Annotated in this window: 10 protein-coding genes; 7 read left to right on the forward strand and 3 right to left on the reverse strand. The window is 58.0% G+C overall.

From position 1 onward, the window contains the following. The 7 genes from KZZ06_RS16480 to KZZ06_RS16510 all read left to right on the forward strand — a co-directional run bounded on the left by KZZ06_RS16480 (nucleotide 1) and on the right by KZZ06_RS16510 (nucleotide 11,839). Entirely contained in the window at nucleotides 1-1,077 is a 1,077-nt protein-coding gene (locus tag KZZ06_RS16480; protein WP_257884414.1) for an efflux RND transporter periplasmic adaptor subunit, read from the forward strand. 4 nt (nucleotides 1,078-1,081) lie between these two features. Next, nucleotides 1,082-4,132 (forward strand): efflux RND transporter permease subunit, encoded by a 3,051-nt coding sequence (locus KZZ06_RS16485; protein ID WP_219581210.1) that lies wholly within the window; start codon nucleotides 1,082-1,084, stop codon nucleotides 4,130-4,132. A 337-nt stretch (nucleotides 4,133-4,469) separates the two neighbouring features. After that, nucleotides 4,470-4,715: a YdcH family protein gene (locus KZZ06_RS16490; protein ID WP_219581211.1), complete on the forward strand. Its 246-nt coding sequence runs from the start codon at nucleotides 4,470-4,472 to the stop codon at nucleotides 4,713-4,715. Between the two features lie 329 nt (nucleotides 4,716-5,044). After that, entirely contained in the window at nucleotides 5,045-6,346 is a 1,302-nt protein-coding gene (locus tag KZZ06_RS16495) for a cytochrome c (RefSeq protein WP_219581212.1), read from the forward strand. Between the two features lie 16 nt (nucleotides 6,347-6,362). Next, nucleotides 6,363-6,836, forward strand: a complete 474-nt coding sequence (locus tag KZZ06_RS16500; RefSeq protein WP_219581213.1) for a (2Fe-2S)-binding protein — start codon at nucleotides 6,363-6,365, stop codon at nucleotides 6,834-6,836. Beyond that, nucleotides 6,829-9,150 carry a xanthine dehydrogenase family protein molybdopterin-binding subunit gene (locus KZZ06_RS16505; protein WP_219581214.1) on the forward strand — a complete coding sequence of 774 codons (2,322 nt, stop codon included), beginning with the start codon at nucleotides 6,829-6,831 and terminating at the stop codon, nucleotides 9,148-9,150. Before KZZ06_RS16500 ends, KZZ06_RS16505 begins: the two co-directional genes overlap by 8 nt. Nucleotides 9,151-9,397: 247 nt before the next feature. Then, on the forward strand, nucleotides 9,398-11,839 hold the full coding sequence (locus KZZ06_RS16510; protein WP_219581215.1) for a mechanosensitive ion channel domain-containing protein: 2,442 nt from the start codon (nucleotides 9,398-9,400) through the stop codon (nucleotides 11,837-11,839). A gap of 74 nt (nucleotides 11,840-11,913) precedes the next feature. Here the strand turns inward: KZZ06_RS16510 and KZZ06_RS16515 are convergent, their stop codons facing one another. From KZZ06_RS16515 to KZZ06_RS16525, 3 genes are all read right to left on the reverse strand, one after another. Next, entirely contained in the window at nucleotides 11,914-13,482 is a 1,569-nt protein-coding gene (locus tag KZZ06_RS16515) for an acetolactate synthase large subunit (RefSeq protein WP_308340034.1), read from the reverse strand. A 16-nt stretch (nucleotides 13,483-13,498) separates the two neighbouring features. Further along, nucleotides 13,499-15,067: a class I adenylate-forming enzyme family protein gene (locus KZZ06_RS16520; protein WP_219581216.1), complete on the reverse strand. Its 1,569-nt coding sequence runs from the start codon at nucleotides 15,065-15,067 to the stop codon at nucleotides 13,499-13,501. Between the two features lie 105 nt (nucleotides 15,068-15,172). Beyond that, a complete protein-coding gene (locus KZZ06_RS16525; RefSeq protein WP_219581217.1) occupies nucleotides 15,173-16,894 on the reverse strand; it encodes a SulP family inorganic anion transporter in 1,722 nt (573 codons plus the stop codon). Nucleotides 16,895-16,897: the final 3 nt, after the last annotated feature.

Genomic DNA, 16,897 nt, shown 5'->3' on the forward strand with positions numbered 1-16,897 from the left:
ATGATCAAACCTGTTTTAACCGCAATCATCTGTCTTTTACCACTGGCAAGCGTCGCCCAAGACACGGCTGTTTTGACGCCTTCCGGCGATTTAGCGCCGATGCGAGCCGTAAAGCTGATCACGCCAAGCGGATCGACACAGCCAGACAAGCGGGTCTTTTTCGGGCAGATCGTGGCCAAGGAAACCGTGGATGTATCGTTCGAGGTCGGCGGCCGGCTGGTTTCATTCGATGCCCAAGAGGGTGAGTTCATGGAGGCTGGCACGCAGATTGCAGCCTTGGATCATGCCCCCTTTGAACGCGCAGTCGAACGCGCGCGCCTGCAGCTGGCACAGTCAGAGCGTGATTTCGTGCGCTTGCAAAAGCTGGCCCAGTCCAACACCGTCGCAGAAACGCAGGTCGAGGATGCCAAAACCGGTCGTGACCTTGCAGCGGTTGCCCTGCAAGAAGCTCAGGACGCGCTGGATGATGCCACATTACATGTTCCGTTCCGCGCGCTTGTCGCATCGCGGCTGACGCCCAACTTTGCCAACGTATCCCCCGGTCAGGCCATTGTTCGCCTGCATGACATGTCCGAGGTCCGCGTCGAAATTGACGTGCCTGAACGGTTGTTCCAGCAGCGCGATGCCACGGGTGGTCTGACCTTTACCGGTTCATCGCCCCTGTTCCCCATCGAGGTGCCGCTTGAGCTGCGCGAATTCAACGCCGAAACCCAAAACATCGGCCAAAGCTACCGCGTCACATTCGCGCTGCCAGCCGATATGGTCAGCCCCGCGATCATTCCCGGCGCATCGATGACGGTAACCGCCACGATGCACTCAGCAACGGCCCCCGTCGCGATCGTGCCGCCGTCTGCCGTGACAATCGACAGCGGCACCACAAAAGTGATGGTTTATACGCCAAACGCAGATGCCAAAACGGGCACCGTTGATTGGCAAGCCGTCGATGTCGGATCAGCAACGGGGACTGACATCACCGTGTCCGGTCTGGACCCTGACGCGCAAATTGTGGCCGCTGGGGCGCATTTGCTAAGGGCTGGCGACGCCGTGCGCCCCTATGCCGGGCTAAGCGTGGATTGATCTGATGAAAATTGCACGTTTTTCGATCCAGTATCCAATCTACACTTGGATATTCATTCTGTTTTCACTGTTTGGTGGCGCGTTTGGCTATCTCTCTGTTGGCAAGCTGGAAGACCCTAGTTTCACCCTGAAAAGCGCGCTGGTGATTACACCCTACCCCGGCGCGAACGCGGCTGAAGTATCGACCGAAGTATCCGAGGTGCTGGAAGCAGAAATCCAGCAAATGGATGAGATTAAACAGGTCACATCCCGCAACACCCAAGGTCTGTCGGTGATCGAGGTAGAAGTCCAAGATACATACGGCGGGGATGAGCTCATTCAGGTCTGGGACGATCTGCGTGACCGCGTATCGGATGCGCGGGCTGACCTGCCTGACGGGGCCCTGACATCTATTGTGAATGATGACTTTGGCGACGTTTACGGCATTCTATACGGCGTATCAGCCCCCGGCTTCACAGACGCCGAAATCTGGGAAATCTCGACCTATCTGCGCCGCAATCTGTTGACCGTCGAAGGCGTTGCGAACGTCCAGATACAGGGCCTGCCCGAAGAGGCGATATTCGTTGAACCGTCCTCGCAGATCCTGTCATCGCTTGGCGTTGATCCTACCTTGATCATCGGGGCAATCAGCGCATCCACCGAAGTCAACGCAACCGGTTTTGTCACAAACGGCACGAGCAATCTGCGCGTCTCGGCCCCGTCGGCCCAAGACAGTGTAAGCGAGATCAGCGGCCTTACATTTGGGTTTCAGGGCGAGGTAATGAACCTGCTTGATATCGCCGACGTCAGCCGTGGTCGTGTCGACGAACCCGAACATATATTGCGCCACAATGGTCAGGAAATATTTACCATGGGCGTGTCGGGCCTGTCGTCCGAAAACATCGTGGCGGTCGGCCACCGGGTCGAGGCCGAACTGGAAACACTGCAAACGCTTTTGCCCATCGGCGTTACGATCGAGCCGATTTACGAACAACATCGCGTCGTTGAGGAATCCAACGGTGCCTTCCTCGTCTCGCTTGCGCTTTCTGTCGGTGTGGTGATTGCCGTTCTGGCCATTTTCATGGGGCCACGCGCGGCAGTTGTTGTCGGGGTTTCCTTGTTACTGACCGTTCTGGCGACGTTCTTTTTCATGTATCTGTTCGAGGTCAAAGTCGAACGGATCAGTCTGGGTGCCTTGATCATTGCGATGGGGATGCTGGTGGATAATGCCATCGTGATCGCCGAAGGAATGCAACAAGACATGCGCAAGGGCATGTCGTCAAAAGACGCCGCCGACAGTGCTGCAAACAAGACGCAAATACCGCTGCTGGGTGCAACTGTGATCGGTGTCATGGCCTTTGCCGGGATCGGGCTTTCGCCGGATGCGTCGGGTGAATTCATGTTCTCGCTGTTTGCCGTGATCACCATTTCGCTGATGCTGTCGTGGTTGGTCGCTGTGACGATCACGCCGTTGCTGGGACATTATATGTTCAAGATCGGCGGATTGGCCGCAGATGACAGCGGCTATGACGGGCCGGTTTTCCGCACCTACGGCTGGGTTGTTCGGTCGGCGTTGAAAATTCGCTGGCTGGTGATTGCCGCATTGATTGGCACCACCGTCGCCAGCGTCATCGCATTTGGCAGCGTTAAACAGCAGTTTTTCCCGCCTGCCACCACGCCCCTGTTCTATCTTGAATACAAAGGCGTGCAGGGCACCTCGATCGAGACGACATCCCGTGATGTTAAAATCGTCGAGGACTGGCTGGCCGAGCGCGACGATGTCGAGGCCGTGACGGCCACGATTGGCAAAGGGCTTAGCCGCTTTATGCTGACCTATGCCGCACCGGATTCCGACAGTTCGTTTGCGCAATTGGTGATCCGTGCCAAAGCCAAGGAAGACATCCCCGCCTTGCGTGCCGATCTGGATCAATTCGTAATCAACACCCTGCCTTGGGCGGAATTGCAGTCAAAACGGATCATCTTTGGCCCGCCTGTCAGTTCCGATATCGCAGCGCGGTTTTCCGGGCCCGATGCGGATGTCTTGCGTGATCTGGCCAATCAGGCCAAAGAAATCCTGATCACTGCAACCCCGAATCTGCACAGCGAATATATCGATTGGCGCGAACAAGAGATCGTGACCCGGCCGCTTTACGCAGAAGATCGCGCGCAGGCGGCGGGCATTTCACGCAGCGATGTTGCCAACGCCATTGCCTTGGCGACCAACGGTATTCCTGCGGGCACCTACCGCGAACGCGACCGTCTGATCGACATCATTGTGCGCACCCCGCGCAGTGAAACCGCCCGTGATGGTCAGCTGTTGGACCAGATCGTTTATTCAAGTGCCATTCAGGATTATCTTCCGCTGATGCAGCTGATCGACGGCTTCGAGGTCTTGACCCAGAACCCCGTCGTCGAGCGGCGCAATAGGGTCCAGACGATCACCGTAAACGCCAATGTTATCGACGGGCTGACCGCGCCAAGCGTATTCCCCGAGGTCCGTGCACAAATCGAGGCCATTGAGCTGCCGCCCGGCTATGTGATGGAATGGGGCGGCGAATTCGAGAGCGCCGGCGATGCGCAGCAATCGCTGGGCAAACAAATGCCGCTCAGCTTCGGAACAATGCTGCTGATCACGATTCTGCTGTTTGGCAAGCTGCGTCAGACGGCTGTAATCTGGACGATTGTTCCGATGTCGATCATCGGCGTGTCGCTCGGCCTGCTGTTCACGGGGTTGGCGTTCAGCTTTACCGCCTTGCTGGGGCTGCTCGCGCTGTCGGGGATGCTGATCAAGAACGCGATTGTTCTGGTCGAGGAAATCGACGTGCAAAAGGCCGAAGGGCTGCCTCAGAAAGAGGCGATCATAACGGCCAGCGTGTCGCGACTGCGGCCTGTGATCTTGGCCGCTGGCACGACGATCCTGGGCATGATCCCGCTGCTATATGACGGGTTCTTTGCCGCGATGGCTGTGACGATCATGGGCGGTCTTGGCTTTGCCTCTGTGCTGACCCTGATCGGTGTGCCCGTCTTGTACCACACCTATCTGCGCAAGGAACGCGTCGCCGAGGCGCAAGCCTGATAAAGCGCGGGGCATTCGTATGATGCGCAATGCCCCGCACGCCCCCGGGTAACAAAGCCCCCCATCCGGTTTCGCCACCTTTTTGCGCGGGGTCGGGCATAATTGATCTAGGTCAACGCGGCCTGCCCCGAGCTATGGCACCTTTTCTAAAGCAAGATAAGGTAAGTGGACGCGTGGCAACTATCTCCCAAAGACAATGCAAACCCCATCGCGGTCGAAAGACCGGCAATGCATTATGCGTGGCCGCCGTCACTTACCACTTGCACATTAAGCCCGTGTTCCCTGCGCGCCCCTGAAACAGCCGGGCGCGCCCCAATACCCATATGAAGGACAGATAATGTCGAATACCCCACATAAACTGGCAGCCGAATTCCCCGAACATGTCAGCCGCATGCACGAGCTTTGTGTCTCTGACGCGCATTTTGAGAAGCTGCACGATGCGTACCATGTCGCCAATCGCGCGGTGCATGCCGCCGAAACCAACGTAAAGCCGACATCGGACGAGCACCTGACCGAATTGCGCAAGGAACGGATGCTGCTCAAGGATCAGGTCTATGCCTATCTGACCGCCGACAAAGTTTAAAATGACCGCCTGAAACTGCAGGCGATTATCCGTCATCAACGGATTAAAGCGGACCTTATACCAAGGTCTGCTTTTTTGCATTTTTACCGCTCATCAATCATGCGGTCCCGCGTCTGACCCCAAGCGATCCCGTTTGGCATATGTATTCTGTGCTCTGCACTAATCCGTCAGCAGGAGGTTCATGTGGCACCTCACCCCACGCCATACTGCTTTGGATAATTTATTGGCAATCTTTGGAACTGTTCGCGCCGTCCCTTCGTTGGATCATGAGGTGTCAATTTACGGCACCCTTCCACACGCCTGCGTGCATACTGATCAAGGATATCCCAATGCTGAAAAAAATCTTCCTCGGAGCTGTGGCCTTGGGGGTCATCGGCGCATTGGGTTTTGGCGTCTACGCGTATAAATCACCAATCGATCCGATCAGCGCCGATCAGCGCGATGCATTTGATCCTGATGTTATCGAAAAGGGCCGCATTCTGGCCGCCGCCGGATATTGCGCCACCTGCCATACAGCTGCCGATGGCCCGGCATATGCGGGCAACTACGCGATGGATACCGGGTTTGGTACGATCTATTCCACCAACCTGACGCCCGACATGGACAGCGGCATCGGGTCATATTCCCCCGCTGCATTCCGCCGCGCCATGCACGAAGGCGTCGACCGCGAAGGCCGTCATTTGTTCCCCGCCTTCCCCTATGATCACTTTACCAAAATGACCGACGAAGATGTGGATGCGATCTATGCCTACATCATGACCGAGGTCGAGCCGGTCAAAACGGTTCAGAAAGAGAACGAGCTGCCATTCCCGCTGGACCAACGGTTCTTGCAAGCCGGATGGAAGCTGCTGTTCGCCGATTTTGGTCAATACGAGCCTGACCCGACCCATTCGGCTGCGTGGAACCGTGGTGCCTATCTGGCCGAGGGCCTGACCCACTGTGGGGCCTGTCACACACCGCGCAACCTGCTTGGCGCGGAAAAAGCATCACAGCAATACGCCGGTGCCGAGATCGACCGCTGGAGCGCACCTGCCCTGACGGCGGCCAACGCGTCTGCCGTGCCTTGGACAGCGGCTGAATTCAAAACATATCTCATTGACGGCACAACGACCTATCACGGCGTCGCGGCTGGCCCGATGGGCCCCGTGGTCCACGAAGGTGTGCGCGAATTGCCGCAAAGCGATATGGACGCATTGGCCGTGTATCTGGCCGACAAGGTCGGTGCGACAGATGATGACCCGGCCCAAAGCAAGGTCGTCTTGGCCAGCTTGCAACGCAACCAGCCCGACCCGCAGTATCGCCGCGACTTGGGCGAACGGCTGTATGCGACGGCCTGCGCATCGTGCCACTACAACGCCGAACAAATCCGCCAGGGGCGTCCCGACTTGGGCATCAACTCTGCCACCAACCTGGAACAACCCAACAACCTGATCCATGTCATGCTGGACGGCGTCAACGGCCCCGAGGGTATTCCGGGCGTGGTCATGCCGGGGTTTCGTGGCGCGTTGAACGACGATGAAATTACCGCGATTGCCGCCTATTTGCGCAGCAACCGTGCAGGCAAACCGGCCTGGCCAAATCTGGCGGATACGGTTGCCGATATCCGTGTGAACGGTCCCACCGCACACTAATCTAAAGGAAGACAAGATGATAAAATTTCAGATCAACGGACGCGATGTCAGCGTCGACGCAGATCCTGATACGCCACTGCTGTGGGCCATCCGCGACGAAGTCGGCTTGACCGGTACAAAATTCGGCTGTGGCATTGGCATGTGCGGGGCGTGCACCGTTCACGTTGGCGGCCGCGCCACGCGGTCCTGTATCACGACGCTGTCCGATGTCGCCGGCACCAGCGTGACCACGATCGAAGGCTTGGACGAACAATCCAACCACCCGGTTCAAGAGGCATGGCGCAATTTGCGTGTGCCCCAATGTGGTTACTGCCAGTCAGGTCAAATCATGCAAGCCGCCGCGTTGCTGCAAGACATCCCTGACCCCACCGACGACGACATCGATGCCGTCATGACCGGCAACCTTTGCCGCTGCATGACCTATCCGCGCATTCGCCAAGCCGTCCGCGAAGCCGCGACCGCAATGACAGGAGCGCAAGATAATGGGTAATAAATTGCTTTCACGCCTCACTAATTCCGCCAAACCGGCCCATCTTAGCCGTCGTGGTTTCCTTGTGTCGATGACTGCCGCGGGCGTTGCATTCGGGTTCCCCCGCGCGTCGCTTGCCGCGATGGACCCTGCCGCCTCTGACGGTGTGCCGGTCACGCCCACAGGCGACACGTTCGAGCCGACCTTGTGGTACTGGATCGACAGCGAAGGCAAGGTAAACGTCAACATCACCCGCGCCGAGATGGGTCAGCACGTCGGCACCGCCATCGCGCGTATCCTCGCGGACGAGCTTGAGGTCGCATGGGAAGACGTCAACATCACCCATGTGGATACGGCTGAAAAATGGGGCACCATGGTCACGGGCGGCAGTTGGTCAATCTGGCAAAGCTGGCCGGTTTACCGCCAAGCCGGGGCCGCGGGACGCGTCGCACTGATCGAAGCTGCCGCTGAAAAATGGGGCGTCGATGCAAGTGCGTGCCAAGCGCGCGACGGGTCTGTCACCGATGGCACAAACACCATCACCTATGCAGAGCTGGTCAGCGCTGGTTTGACCCGCAGCTTTACCGAGGACGAGCTAAAGGCGTTGCCGCTCAAGCCGCATTCCGAACTGCGTCTGGTCGGCAAGGATGTAACCGCGCTGGACATCGGGACCAAGACCAACGGTCAGGCAATCTATGGTCTGGACGCCAAGGTTGACGGGATGGTTTACGGTGTCCCGCTGTTGCCGCCCACCCGTCTGGGATCGTCGGTTACATCCGTTGATGACAGTGCGGCCAAGGATGTCAAAGGCTACCTGCAAACGCTGACGCTGGATGATCCATCGGGCACCGTGCCGGGCTGGGTCGTTGTGTTGGGTGAAACGCTGATGGCGGCCAAATGGGCGTCGCAGGCGATCACGGTTGAATGGGCCGCTGGCGAAACCGCTAACGTATCCGAGGCCGATATCAACGCGCGGTCCCGCGAATTGATCGACGATGCATCCACCGGGGCCATTCTGCACACCGAAACGCCTGATACCAGTGCCGCCTTTGACGGCGCGGCAAATGTGATCGAGGCTGAATATACGACGCAGACCGTGCTGCATTTCCAGCTTGAGCCGGTGAACGCGACGGCCTTTCAGAACCAAGACGGCATTTGGGAAATCCATACGGGCAACCAATGGCAATCGCTTATTCTGCCCACGCTGTCGGCTGCATTGGATGCGCCTGCCGACAAAATCGTGATGCGCACCTATATGTTGGGCGGCGGTTTTGGCCGACGTCTGAACGGGGATTATACAGTGCCAGCGGCGCTTGCGTCTAAGGCGCTTGGCGGCAAACCGGTGAAACTGGTGTTCTTCCGCGAGGATGACGCCCAGTTCGACAGCCCCCGTTCGCCCAGCGTTCAGAAACTGCGCATGGCCTTTGACGGTGATCAACAGGTCGTCGGCATGGAACATCACGCCGCGGCGGGCTGGCCCACTGGTGTCATGGTACCGTCATTTATGCCCAAGGGCGTGAACGGTGAACCCTATGATCCCTTTGCCATTGATGGTGCGGATCATTGGTATTCGGTGGGCGCGCACAAGGTGCGGGCAATCTCGAACGATCTGGCCAACCAGACCTTCCGCCCCGGTTGGCTGCGGTCTGTCGGGCCGGGCTGGACCAACTTTGCCGTAGAAAGCTTTATGGACGAGGCGGCCCACCAGATCAAAGCCGACCCGTTGGCGTTCCGTCTTCAGCACCTCAAGGCCCAAGGGTATAACGCAGGGTCTGCCCCTAACGCTGTGGGCGGCGCATCACGTCAGGCGGCTGTCTTGCAAAAGGTCGCCGAAATGTCCGGCTATGGGTCAACCGATCTGCCTGCGGATACCGCGATCGGGATTGCGACCACGTTTGGCCAGTCGCGCAGCATGCCAACATGGACCGCAGGTGCCGTAAAGCTGCACATCGACCGCGCAACCGGCGAGATTGACGTGCAGAAGATGTGGCTGGCGTTTGATTGCGGAACGGTCGTCGACCCTGATAGCGCACGCGCCCAATGCGAGGGTGCAGCGCTGTGGGGCCTGTCGATGGCGCTGTACGAAGGGACATTGTTTGAAGACGGCAATGTCGTCGACCGCAACCTTGGCACCTATACGCCGCTGCGCATGATCGACACGCCAGACATGGAAATCGCATTCGTTGACAGCACCGAAGTGCCTGTTGGCCTAGGTGAACCCGGCACGACGGTAATTGCCCCCGCGATTGCCAATGCGATCTACAATGCGGTTGGTGCACGTATGCGCCAGTTGCCGATCCGCCCGGACGACATTCTGGCCGCGATCAAGGCATAAATCTCACTCAGGTGTCCGGGCAACCGGGCACCTGCACCCTGCGGTGCCGTCCACGGCCAGAGTTGCCCCAGTTGCGCGGCCCCTAGCATCGCAAAGGATATCGGCAGCCCTTTAGACCACGCAAATGGTCGACTTTTGTTCAGAACAACCTACTTTTCTTTACAGCCCGCTGCCCCCATAAGGCACCAGCCCATTCGGCGGGCGCGGCACACCATGTGTGATCAATCGGTCTGAAAAGAGAGTAACTATGAAGAACCTTTCCAATACAGCTGCCACGCCCGGCAAAATATTCCTGCTTATTGCGGCGGCTGTTATGTTCAGTCTGTTCACACTTTTGCCCGTCTCGACACAGGCGCAATCGCTGTTCCCCGGTGCCGGGGGATCCACCGCAAGTGACACAAGTTCAGATGCCGCAGCCGAGGGTGATCAAACCCCGTTGGCGACGCTGCTTGAGGTTCTGAAAGACGATGACGCCCGCGCCGAACTGATCGCCGATCTGGAGCGAACAGTCGCGCCGCAAAACGAAGACGCGCAAGCGACTGGCGATGAAACCAGCCCGGCCACCACTGGCAAGGAAGACATGTCTATTGTCGGCCAGATCGCAGCAACGACCCAACATTTCGTCGAAACCTCTGCCGCCACGGTGACCACGTTTTGGGCATCCCTCACCGGCGGCGTCACAGGCGGCGAGGGTGTCCTGTCGGGCCTAAGCGGAACCGAGCTGTCTGTACTGCTGGACGCACTTCCGGGCCTGTTGGCGGTGATCGTGATCACCTTCACCATCTTCTTGGTACTGCGCTATTTTGCCCGCAACCGTTATGCACGGATGGGCGAAAAGGCCGAAAATGTCGGTATTTTCCGGTCGATAGCACTGTTCGTCCGGTCAAACCTTCTTGATGCGTTGATCGTCATTGTGGCATGGGCTGCGGGGTATTTGATCACCCTCTTTGCCGTCGGAGAAGCCGGAGAGATCGGCATCAGGCAATCCCTGTACCTGAACGCATTCTTGCTGGTCGAAATGACCAAAGTCGTGATCCGCGCGTTCCTTTCGCCTGCTACATCCGGCTTGCGCATTGTCCCGGTCAGCGATTTCGCAGCGCGGGCTTTGAACCGCTACCTCAACATTGTGGTGAGCGTGCTGGGCTATGGCCAACTGCTGATCGTACCGATCATCAACCAAAACATAAATGCCGCCGCTGCATCTGGCGTATCTGCGCTGCTGTCGGTGATTGTGCTGCTATATTTGGTCTATGTCGTGCTGCGCCGTCGCAAGGACGTGGCCCGCTGGTTGCAAGATGACACTGCGCCAGAACTGTCCGGCAGCGCGGCTGATCCAGCCCCCGTACAAGAACGCAAAGACAGCGTGGCCATGCGGGTTTTACGCGCGCTGGCCGGGGTCTGGCACTGGGTGGTGTTGGGATATATCGCCGCGATGTTCATCGTTGTGATGACCCAATCTGGCGACGTCACCTGGAACGCCATCGAAGGATCGGGCAAAGTTCTGGCCGCGATCATCGTTGCCGCGCTGTTGTCTGGTGTGCTGACCCGTGCGGTTCACCGTGGCATTTCACTGCCACAAGATATCAATGAAAAGCTGCCTCTGCTGGAACGTCGGATCAACGCCTTTGTTCCACGGGCGTTCAGCGCATTGCGGTTGATCCTTTTGATCTGCGTGCTGATGTTCGCGCTGGACGTGATCGGAATGATCGACATGAAAGGCTGGCTGGAAAGCAAGTTCGGCCTGGCGGTTACAACGGCGCTGGTCTCGGTCGGGGTAATCCTGACCGTTGCTTTTGGCATCTGGTTGGCCCTGACATCCTTTGTCGACTATAAACTGAACCCTGAATACGGGGCGGTGCCGACGTCCCGCGAGACGACATTGTGGGGCCTGATGCGCAATGCCGCAACGATTGCATTGGCGGTGCTGACGTTGATGTTCGTGCTAAGCGAAATTGGCCTGGATATCGGCCCGCTGCTGGCGTCGGCCGGGGTGTTGGGTCTGGCGATCGGTTTTGGTGCGCAAAAGATGGTCCAAGACATTATCACCGGCATTTTCATCCAGTTTGAAAACGTCATCAACGTCGGTGACGTGATTACAGTGGGCGGCACCACTGGGACGGTCGAAAAGCTGTCTGTGCGGTCGGTATCCCTGCGCGACGTCCAAGGCGCGTTCCACATGATCCCGTTTTCGACGGTGGATATGGTCAGCAATTACATGCGCGGGTTTGCCTATACTGTGACCGACATGGGCATCGCGTACCGCGAGAATATCGAAGAGGCCAAGCAAGCCATGTTCGAGGCCTTTGATCGGATGATGAAAAACGAGCCCGAGATTGCAGATGAAATCATCAGCGAACTGGAATGGTTCGGAGTGCAATCCTTGGGCGACAGCGCCGTTGTTCTGCGGACGCGGATGAAGACCAAACCCGGCAAACAATGGGGCATTGGCCGGATGTTCAACGGCTATCTCAAGATGGTGTTCGACGAGCGCGGCATTGAAATTCCGTTCCCGCAACAAACCATCTGGCTGGGCGAAAACAAGGACGGCACCACGCAGCCGTTCAAGATCGAAGGCCCCAAGAAAACCGAAACGTCACCCGCCCAAAAGAGCGAGACCAAGCAGATCAAACGGGACGACGTGCCCGACAGTGATGATGCGGATGATGCAGAGGGCAGCGCAGACCGCTAACCCCGCGCGGCAGACAAAAAAGCCCCCCGCTTCACATCGAGGCGGGGGGCTTTTTCTTGCTCAGTTATGATCGATTAAAGGACGGCTTCGATCAAATACGGGCCTTTGGTTGCCAGCCCGGTTTCAATCGCCAGCTCCAGTGCCTCGCAATCGGTGACCTGCGTCGCCTCGACCCCCATCGACTGCGCCATCTCGACAAATTTCAGCGTCGGTTGATCCAAAGACAGCATATCCATCGCTTTGGGGCCTGCATTGGTGACACCCACATTCGTCAACTCTCCGCGCAGGATTTTGTAAACGCGGTTGGCGAAAATGACGATCGTCACGTCCAGCTGTTCGCGCGCCATCGTCCACAATGCCTGAATGGTATACATCGCGCTGCCGTCTCCGACCAAGGCCAAGACCTTGCGATCTGGGCAGGCCACCGCTGCGCCGATTGCGACAGGCAAGCCATAGCCGATGGAACCGCCGCAGTTGTTCAGCCAGGTGTGTTTCGGCGCACCTGCCGTGACAGGAAAAAAGGCGCGGCCCGTGGTAATCGCCTCGTCTACGACGATAGCGTTTTCAGGTGTCACGCGGCCCAGAACCGATGCGATGCCGTCAGGGTCCAGCGGGCCCGTTGGTTTATCCGGTACAACGGATTGGGCGATCTTCGCGGGTGCGGTATCTTGCGCATCTGCGCCCTTGCACAGTGCATCCAGCGCGCCCGTGATGTCTTGGGATGTCTGGCACAGCTCGATGATGTCAGTGCCCGGTGCGGTCAGGATCGCAGGTTTGCCGGGATAGGCGAAGAACCCGATAGGTGCGCGGGCACCGACAAGAACGATGCGTTTGAACGGGGCAAGCGCCTCGAGCGCCTGATCAATAGGATAGGGGACGCGGTTTATAATGACCCGCCCTGCCCCGCGCTCAAGCTTGGAGTTCGCCCATTCGCACAGCAGTTTGCAGCCGGTTTTCGCGGCAATGCGCCCAGCTGTCTCCAGTGTTGCTTCGTCAAGCGCGGCACCGCCCAAAAGCAGCAGGCTGTCAGGGCCGGCCAACGCCGCGATGGCGTTTTCCAGTGCGTCGTGGTCATAGCTGGGCCGTGGGTTCGCTGGGATTGCTTCGGCCACTTGGCCGCCGTCATTCCACGCCGTGTCACTGGGCAGCATCAGCGTGGCCACCTGCCCCGGTGCCACATTGGCCGCATGCACGGCCTTTGCCGCATCTGCGCCTACGTCAGTGGCCGATAGCGATGTGTGCACCCAATGCGATACCGGTCTTGCGATGCCTTCGATGTCTGACGTTAGCGGCGCGTCGAGTTCAATATGGCTGACCGCGTGTTCGCCGACAATGTTCACCACGCCTGAACCGGCCTTTTTGGCGTTGTGCAGGTTCGATAACCCGTTGGCGAGACCCGGCCCAAGATGCAGCAACGTGCAGGCCGGTTTGCCAGCCATGCGGAAATACCCGTCGGCAGCACCTGTGGCGACATCCTCTTGCAGCACAAGGATCGACCGCATGCCGGGCACATGGTCAAGGGCCGCAACAAAGTGCATCTCGGAGGTGCCGGGGTTGGTAAAACACGTATCCAGCCCACTATCGAGCAGGGTTTTCACAAGGCTTTCAGCACCGTTCATTGGCGTATCGTCTGGAGTACTCACGTTAAATTCCTTTGGCTCAGGTGTTCGCATTTTCCCAAAACGGGATGCGGAGTTCTTTTTTCAGGATTTTCCCGATGGAGCTACGCGGCAAGACTTCGCGTGCCTCGACCGCTGACAAGCGCTGGCTTTTGCCCAGCTTTGCGTTGGCATCGGCGCAGATCTGATCTGCGGTGCGGGATGCCCCGTCGCGCAGAACGACCAAGCCGTATGGCGTCTCGCCCCACGCATCAGACGGCACCCCGATCACGGCGGCATCGGTCACGTCGTGGTCAGCCAGCAGCACCAGTTCAAGGTCATCCGCATAGATGTTCAAACCACCCGAAATGATCATGTCTTTCTTCCGGTCTGACAGGATCAGAAACCCATCATCGTCAAAGCGGCCCATGTCACCGGAGCGGAAAAACACATTACCCTCGGCATCGCGCCAGATGTAATCGGCGGTCAGATCATCGCGCCCGAAATAGCCCGCCATCATGGTGGGGCCGCGGCCGCAAATCTCTCCGACCTGACCTTTGGGGACCTCGTTACCTGCCTCGTCGATCAGGCGGATGTCATTGCCGGGGGCCGGTTGCCCGACCGTATGCAGCTTGTCAGGGTGTTCGGCCGAGTTCAGAACAGTGACACCGCCGCCTTCGGTCAAGCCGTAATATTCCAGCAGTTTTCCGGGGAAACGGGCAAGCACATCGGCCTTGAGTGCGGCGCGCAACGGTGCCGAGGTTGAAAATTTGACCTTCATGGAAGACAGATCAAAGCTGTCAAAACCGGGGATATCCATGATGCGTTTATACTGCACCGGCACCAGCATTGTGTGGGTGATCATTTCGCGCTGCACGATCTCAAGGTATCCGCGCGCGTCGAATTTCGGCATCAGATAGACCGTCGATCCGCCATAAAGCGTGGGCAGGAACGACACGATTGTGGTGTTTGAATAAAGCGGCGTCGACAACAGCGTGCGCGCGTCGTCATCATAGCCGTTGGGCGTCACACGGTCCATCTGCGCAACCCGCATCCCGTGATTGTGCAATATCCCTTTGGGGGTGCCGGTGGTCCCCGACGAATAAATCAAGTTGAACGCATCCGACATGTCCAGCGCGATGTTGGGGTCGGTATCATCCGCCGCCTCGACGGCTGCCTCGTAAGCATCAAATGCAGCATGGTCGAAATCAATCGCAAAGCGGGCGATATCCAGATCGGTTACGAAACCATCCACCAGATCAAGATACTGCTGTGCGACAAAAATCGCCCGCGCGCCGCAATCGATCAGCATTTTTTGCAGTGCAGCCGGCGATGCCATTGTCGATAGCGGTGTCACGCAGGCCCCTGCCCGCAAAATACCCATGAACAGTTCAGCATAAGGGATCGAGTTGGGCGAAATGATCGCGATATTATCGCCCTTCTTCACCCCCATCGACAGGACAAGATTGGCGATTTTATTGATCCGCGTGTTGAACGCACCCCATGTCACCTGCTGCCCCTCGCAGACCAGCGCCAGCTTGGCAGGATGCGCAAGCGCGTTGGCGCGCACGGCTTCGACAATGGTGTTGGTTGGCATGCTAGTTGGTGTGGGCGGGTTGATCGTTATCATCGGTTATTCCTGACTTGGCTCCTCCGCCGGCTGCGGAACACTGTTTCGCAACCGGCCCTCGAGACCGTTGTAACGATCAGAAATAAACTTGCAAATGGATGTAACTTACGGTGCAGATTTTTTTAGCGCGTCAAACGCCGCATGCTGGGACAGATACACATTGCCCGTCAGGTCTGCGATGAAATGATGTTTTTGTAGCCGGTCCATCACAGGGCCTTTGACCTCGGACATGTGCAGCTTGATCCCCATATCCTTGAGGCGGGCATTGATTGCCTCAAGCGATTCCAGGGCGCTGAAATCGATCTCGTTGATAGCAGAACACATCAGCACGACATGCTTGATCGCCTTATCACCGGCAAGCCTGTCATAGATGTAATCCTCAAGAAAACGCGCATTGGCGAAATACAGGCTTTCATCGATGCGCAACGTCAAGATCTCGGGGTCGGTTTCGACGCTGTGGCGGTTGATGTTGCGGAAATGCTCGGTTCCGGGCACCAACCCGACCTCGGCGATATGCGGTCTGGTGGTTTTGTAGAGGTGCAGAAAGATCGACAGCACCACACCGCAGGTCACACCCAATTCAACACCACTGCCCAAGGTGACCAACATCGTGGCAAGAACCGCCGCGAAATCCGCTTTGGAATAGCCCCATGATTTCTTGAGGATGCTGAAATCAACCAGCGTCAGCACCGCCACGATGATGGTTGCAGCAAGCGTTGCCTGCGGCAGGAAAAACACCAGCGGCGTTAGCGCAAGCGCGGCAATGGCCAGACCAACAGCGGTGAATGCCCCCGCAGCGGGGGTTTCTGCGCCTGCGTCAAAATTCACGACAGATCGGGAAAACCCACCCGTTACCGGAAAACCACCCGTAAACGCCGCGCCCAAGTTGGCGGTACCCAAACCGATCAGCTCTTGGTCGGGGTCAATGCGCTGTCGCTTTTTCGCGGCCAAGGTCTGTGCAACCGAGATTGATTCAACAAACCCGATGACCGAAATCAGGATCGCAGGTAGCAACAGCGCCCCCATCAGATCGAATGAAAAATCAGGCAGCGTTAGCGGAGGCAGGCTTTGCGGTACGGCACCCACGATGCGCACACCGTGATCGGACAGACCGAACAGCCAGACAATGACGGTCGTCAGCACGACAGCCGCCACAGGTCCGGCTTTGGTCGCGACATCTGCCGCCCCTGCGCTGACCCCTTTTGATTTCAAAAACGGCTTGAGCCCCTTGCGGACCCAGAACAGGAACCCCGTCGCCGACACACCGATGATCAACGTGATCCAATTCGTCTCACCCAGATGGATCAGGATAGAATGGAGCAACTCGATCAGGTTTTCACCCGACGCGCTGATGCCCAAAATATGTTTGATCTGGCTGGCGGCAATAATGACACCTGACGCGGTGATAAAGCCTGCGATCACCGGATGGGACAGGAAGTTGGCCAAAAACCCCAGCTTGAACACCCCCATCGCCAGCAAAATCGCCCCCGATAGGAACGCCAGCGTCAGGGCGGCAACGGCGTAGCCCATCGTGCCTTGATCGGCGATATTGCCCAAGGCCGCCGCCGTCATCAGCGACACGACCGCAACCGGCCCCACGGCCAAGGCGCGGCTGGTTCCGAAAATGGCATAGAGAATGATGGGGACAATCGACGCATAAAGCCCCGCCTCGGGGGGCAAGCCCGCCAACAACGCATAGGCCAAGGATTGCGGGATCAGCATGATCGTCACGATCACAGCCGCCATCAAATCGTTGGACAGCGCCGTTTTGTTGTAGCTGCGGCCCCAATCAAGGATTGGCAGATATTTGGTCAGGTTCTGGGGCATTAT

This window comes from Sulfitobacter sp. CW3, assembly GCF_019392245.1.
Taxonomy (GTDB): domain Bacteria; phylum Pseudomonadota; class Alphaproteobacteria; order Rhodobacterales; family Rhodobacteraceae; genus Sulfitobacter.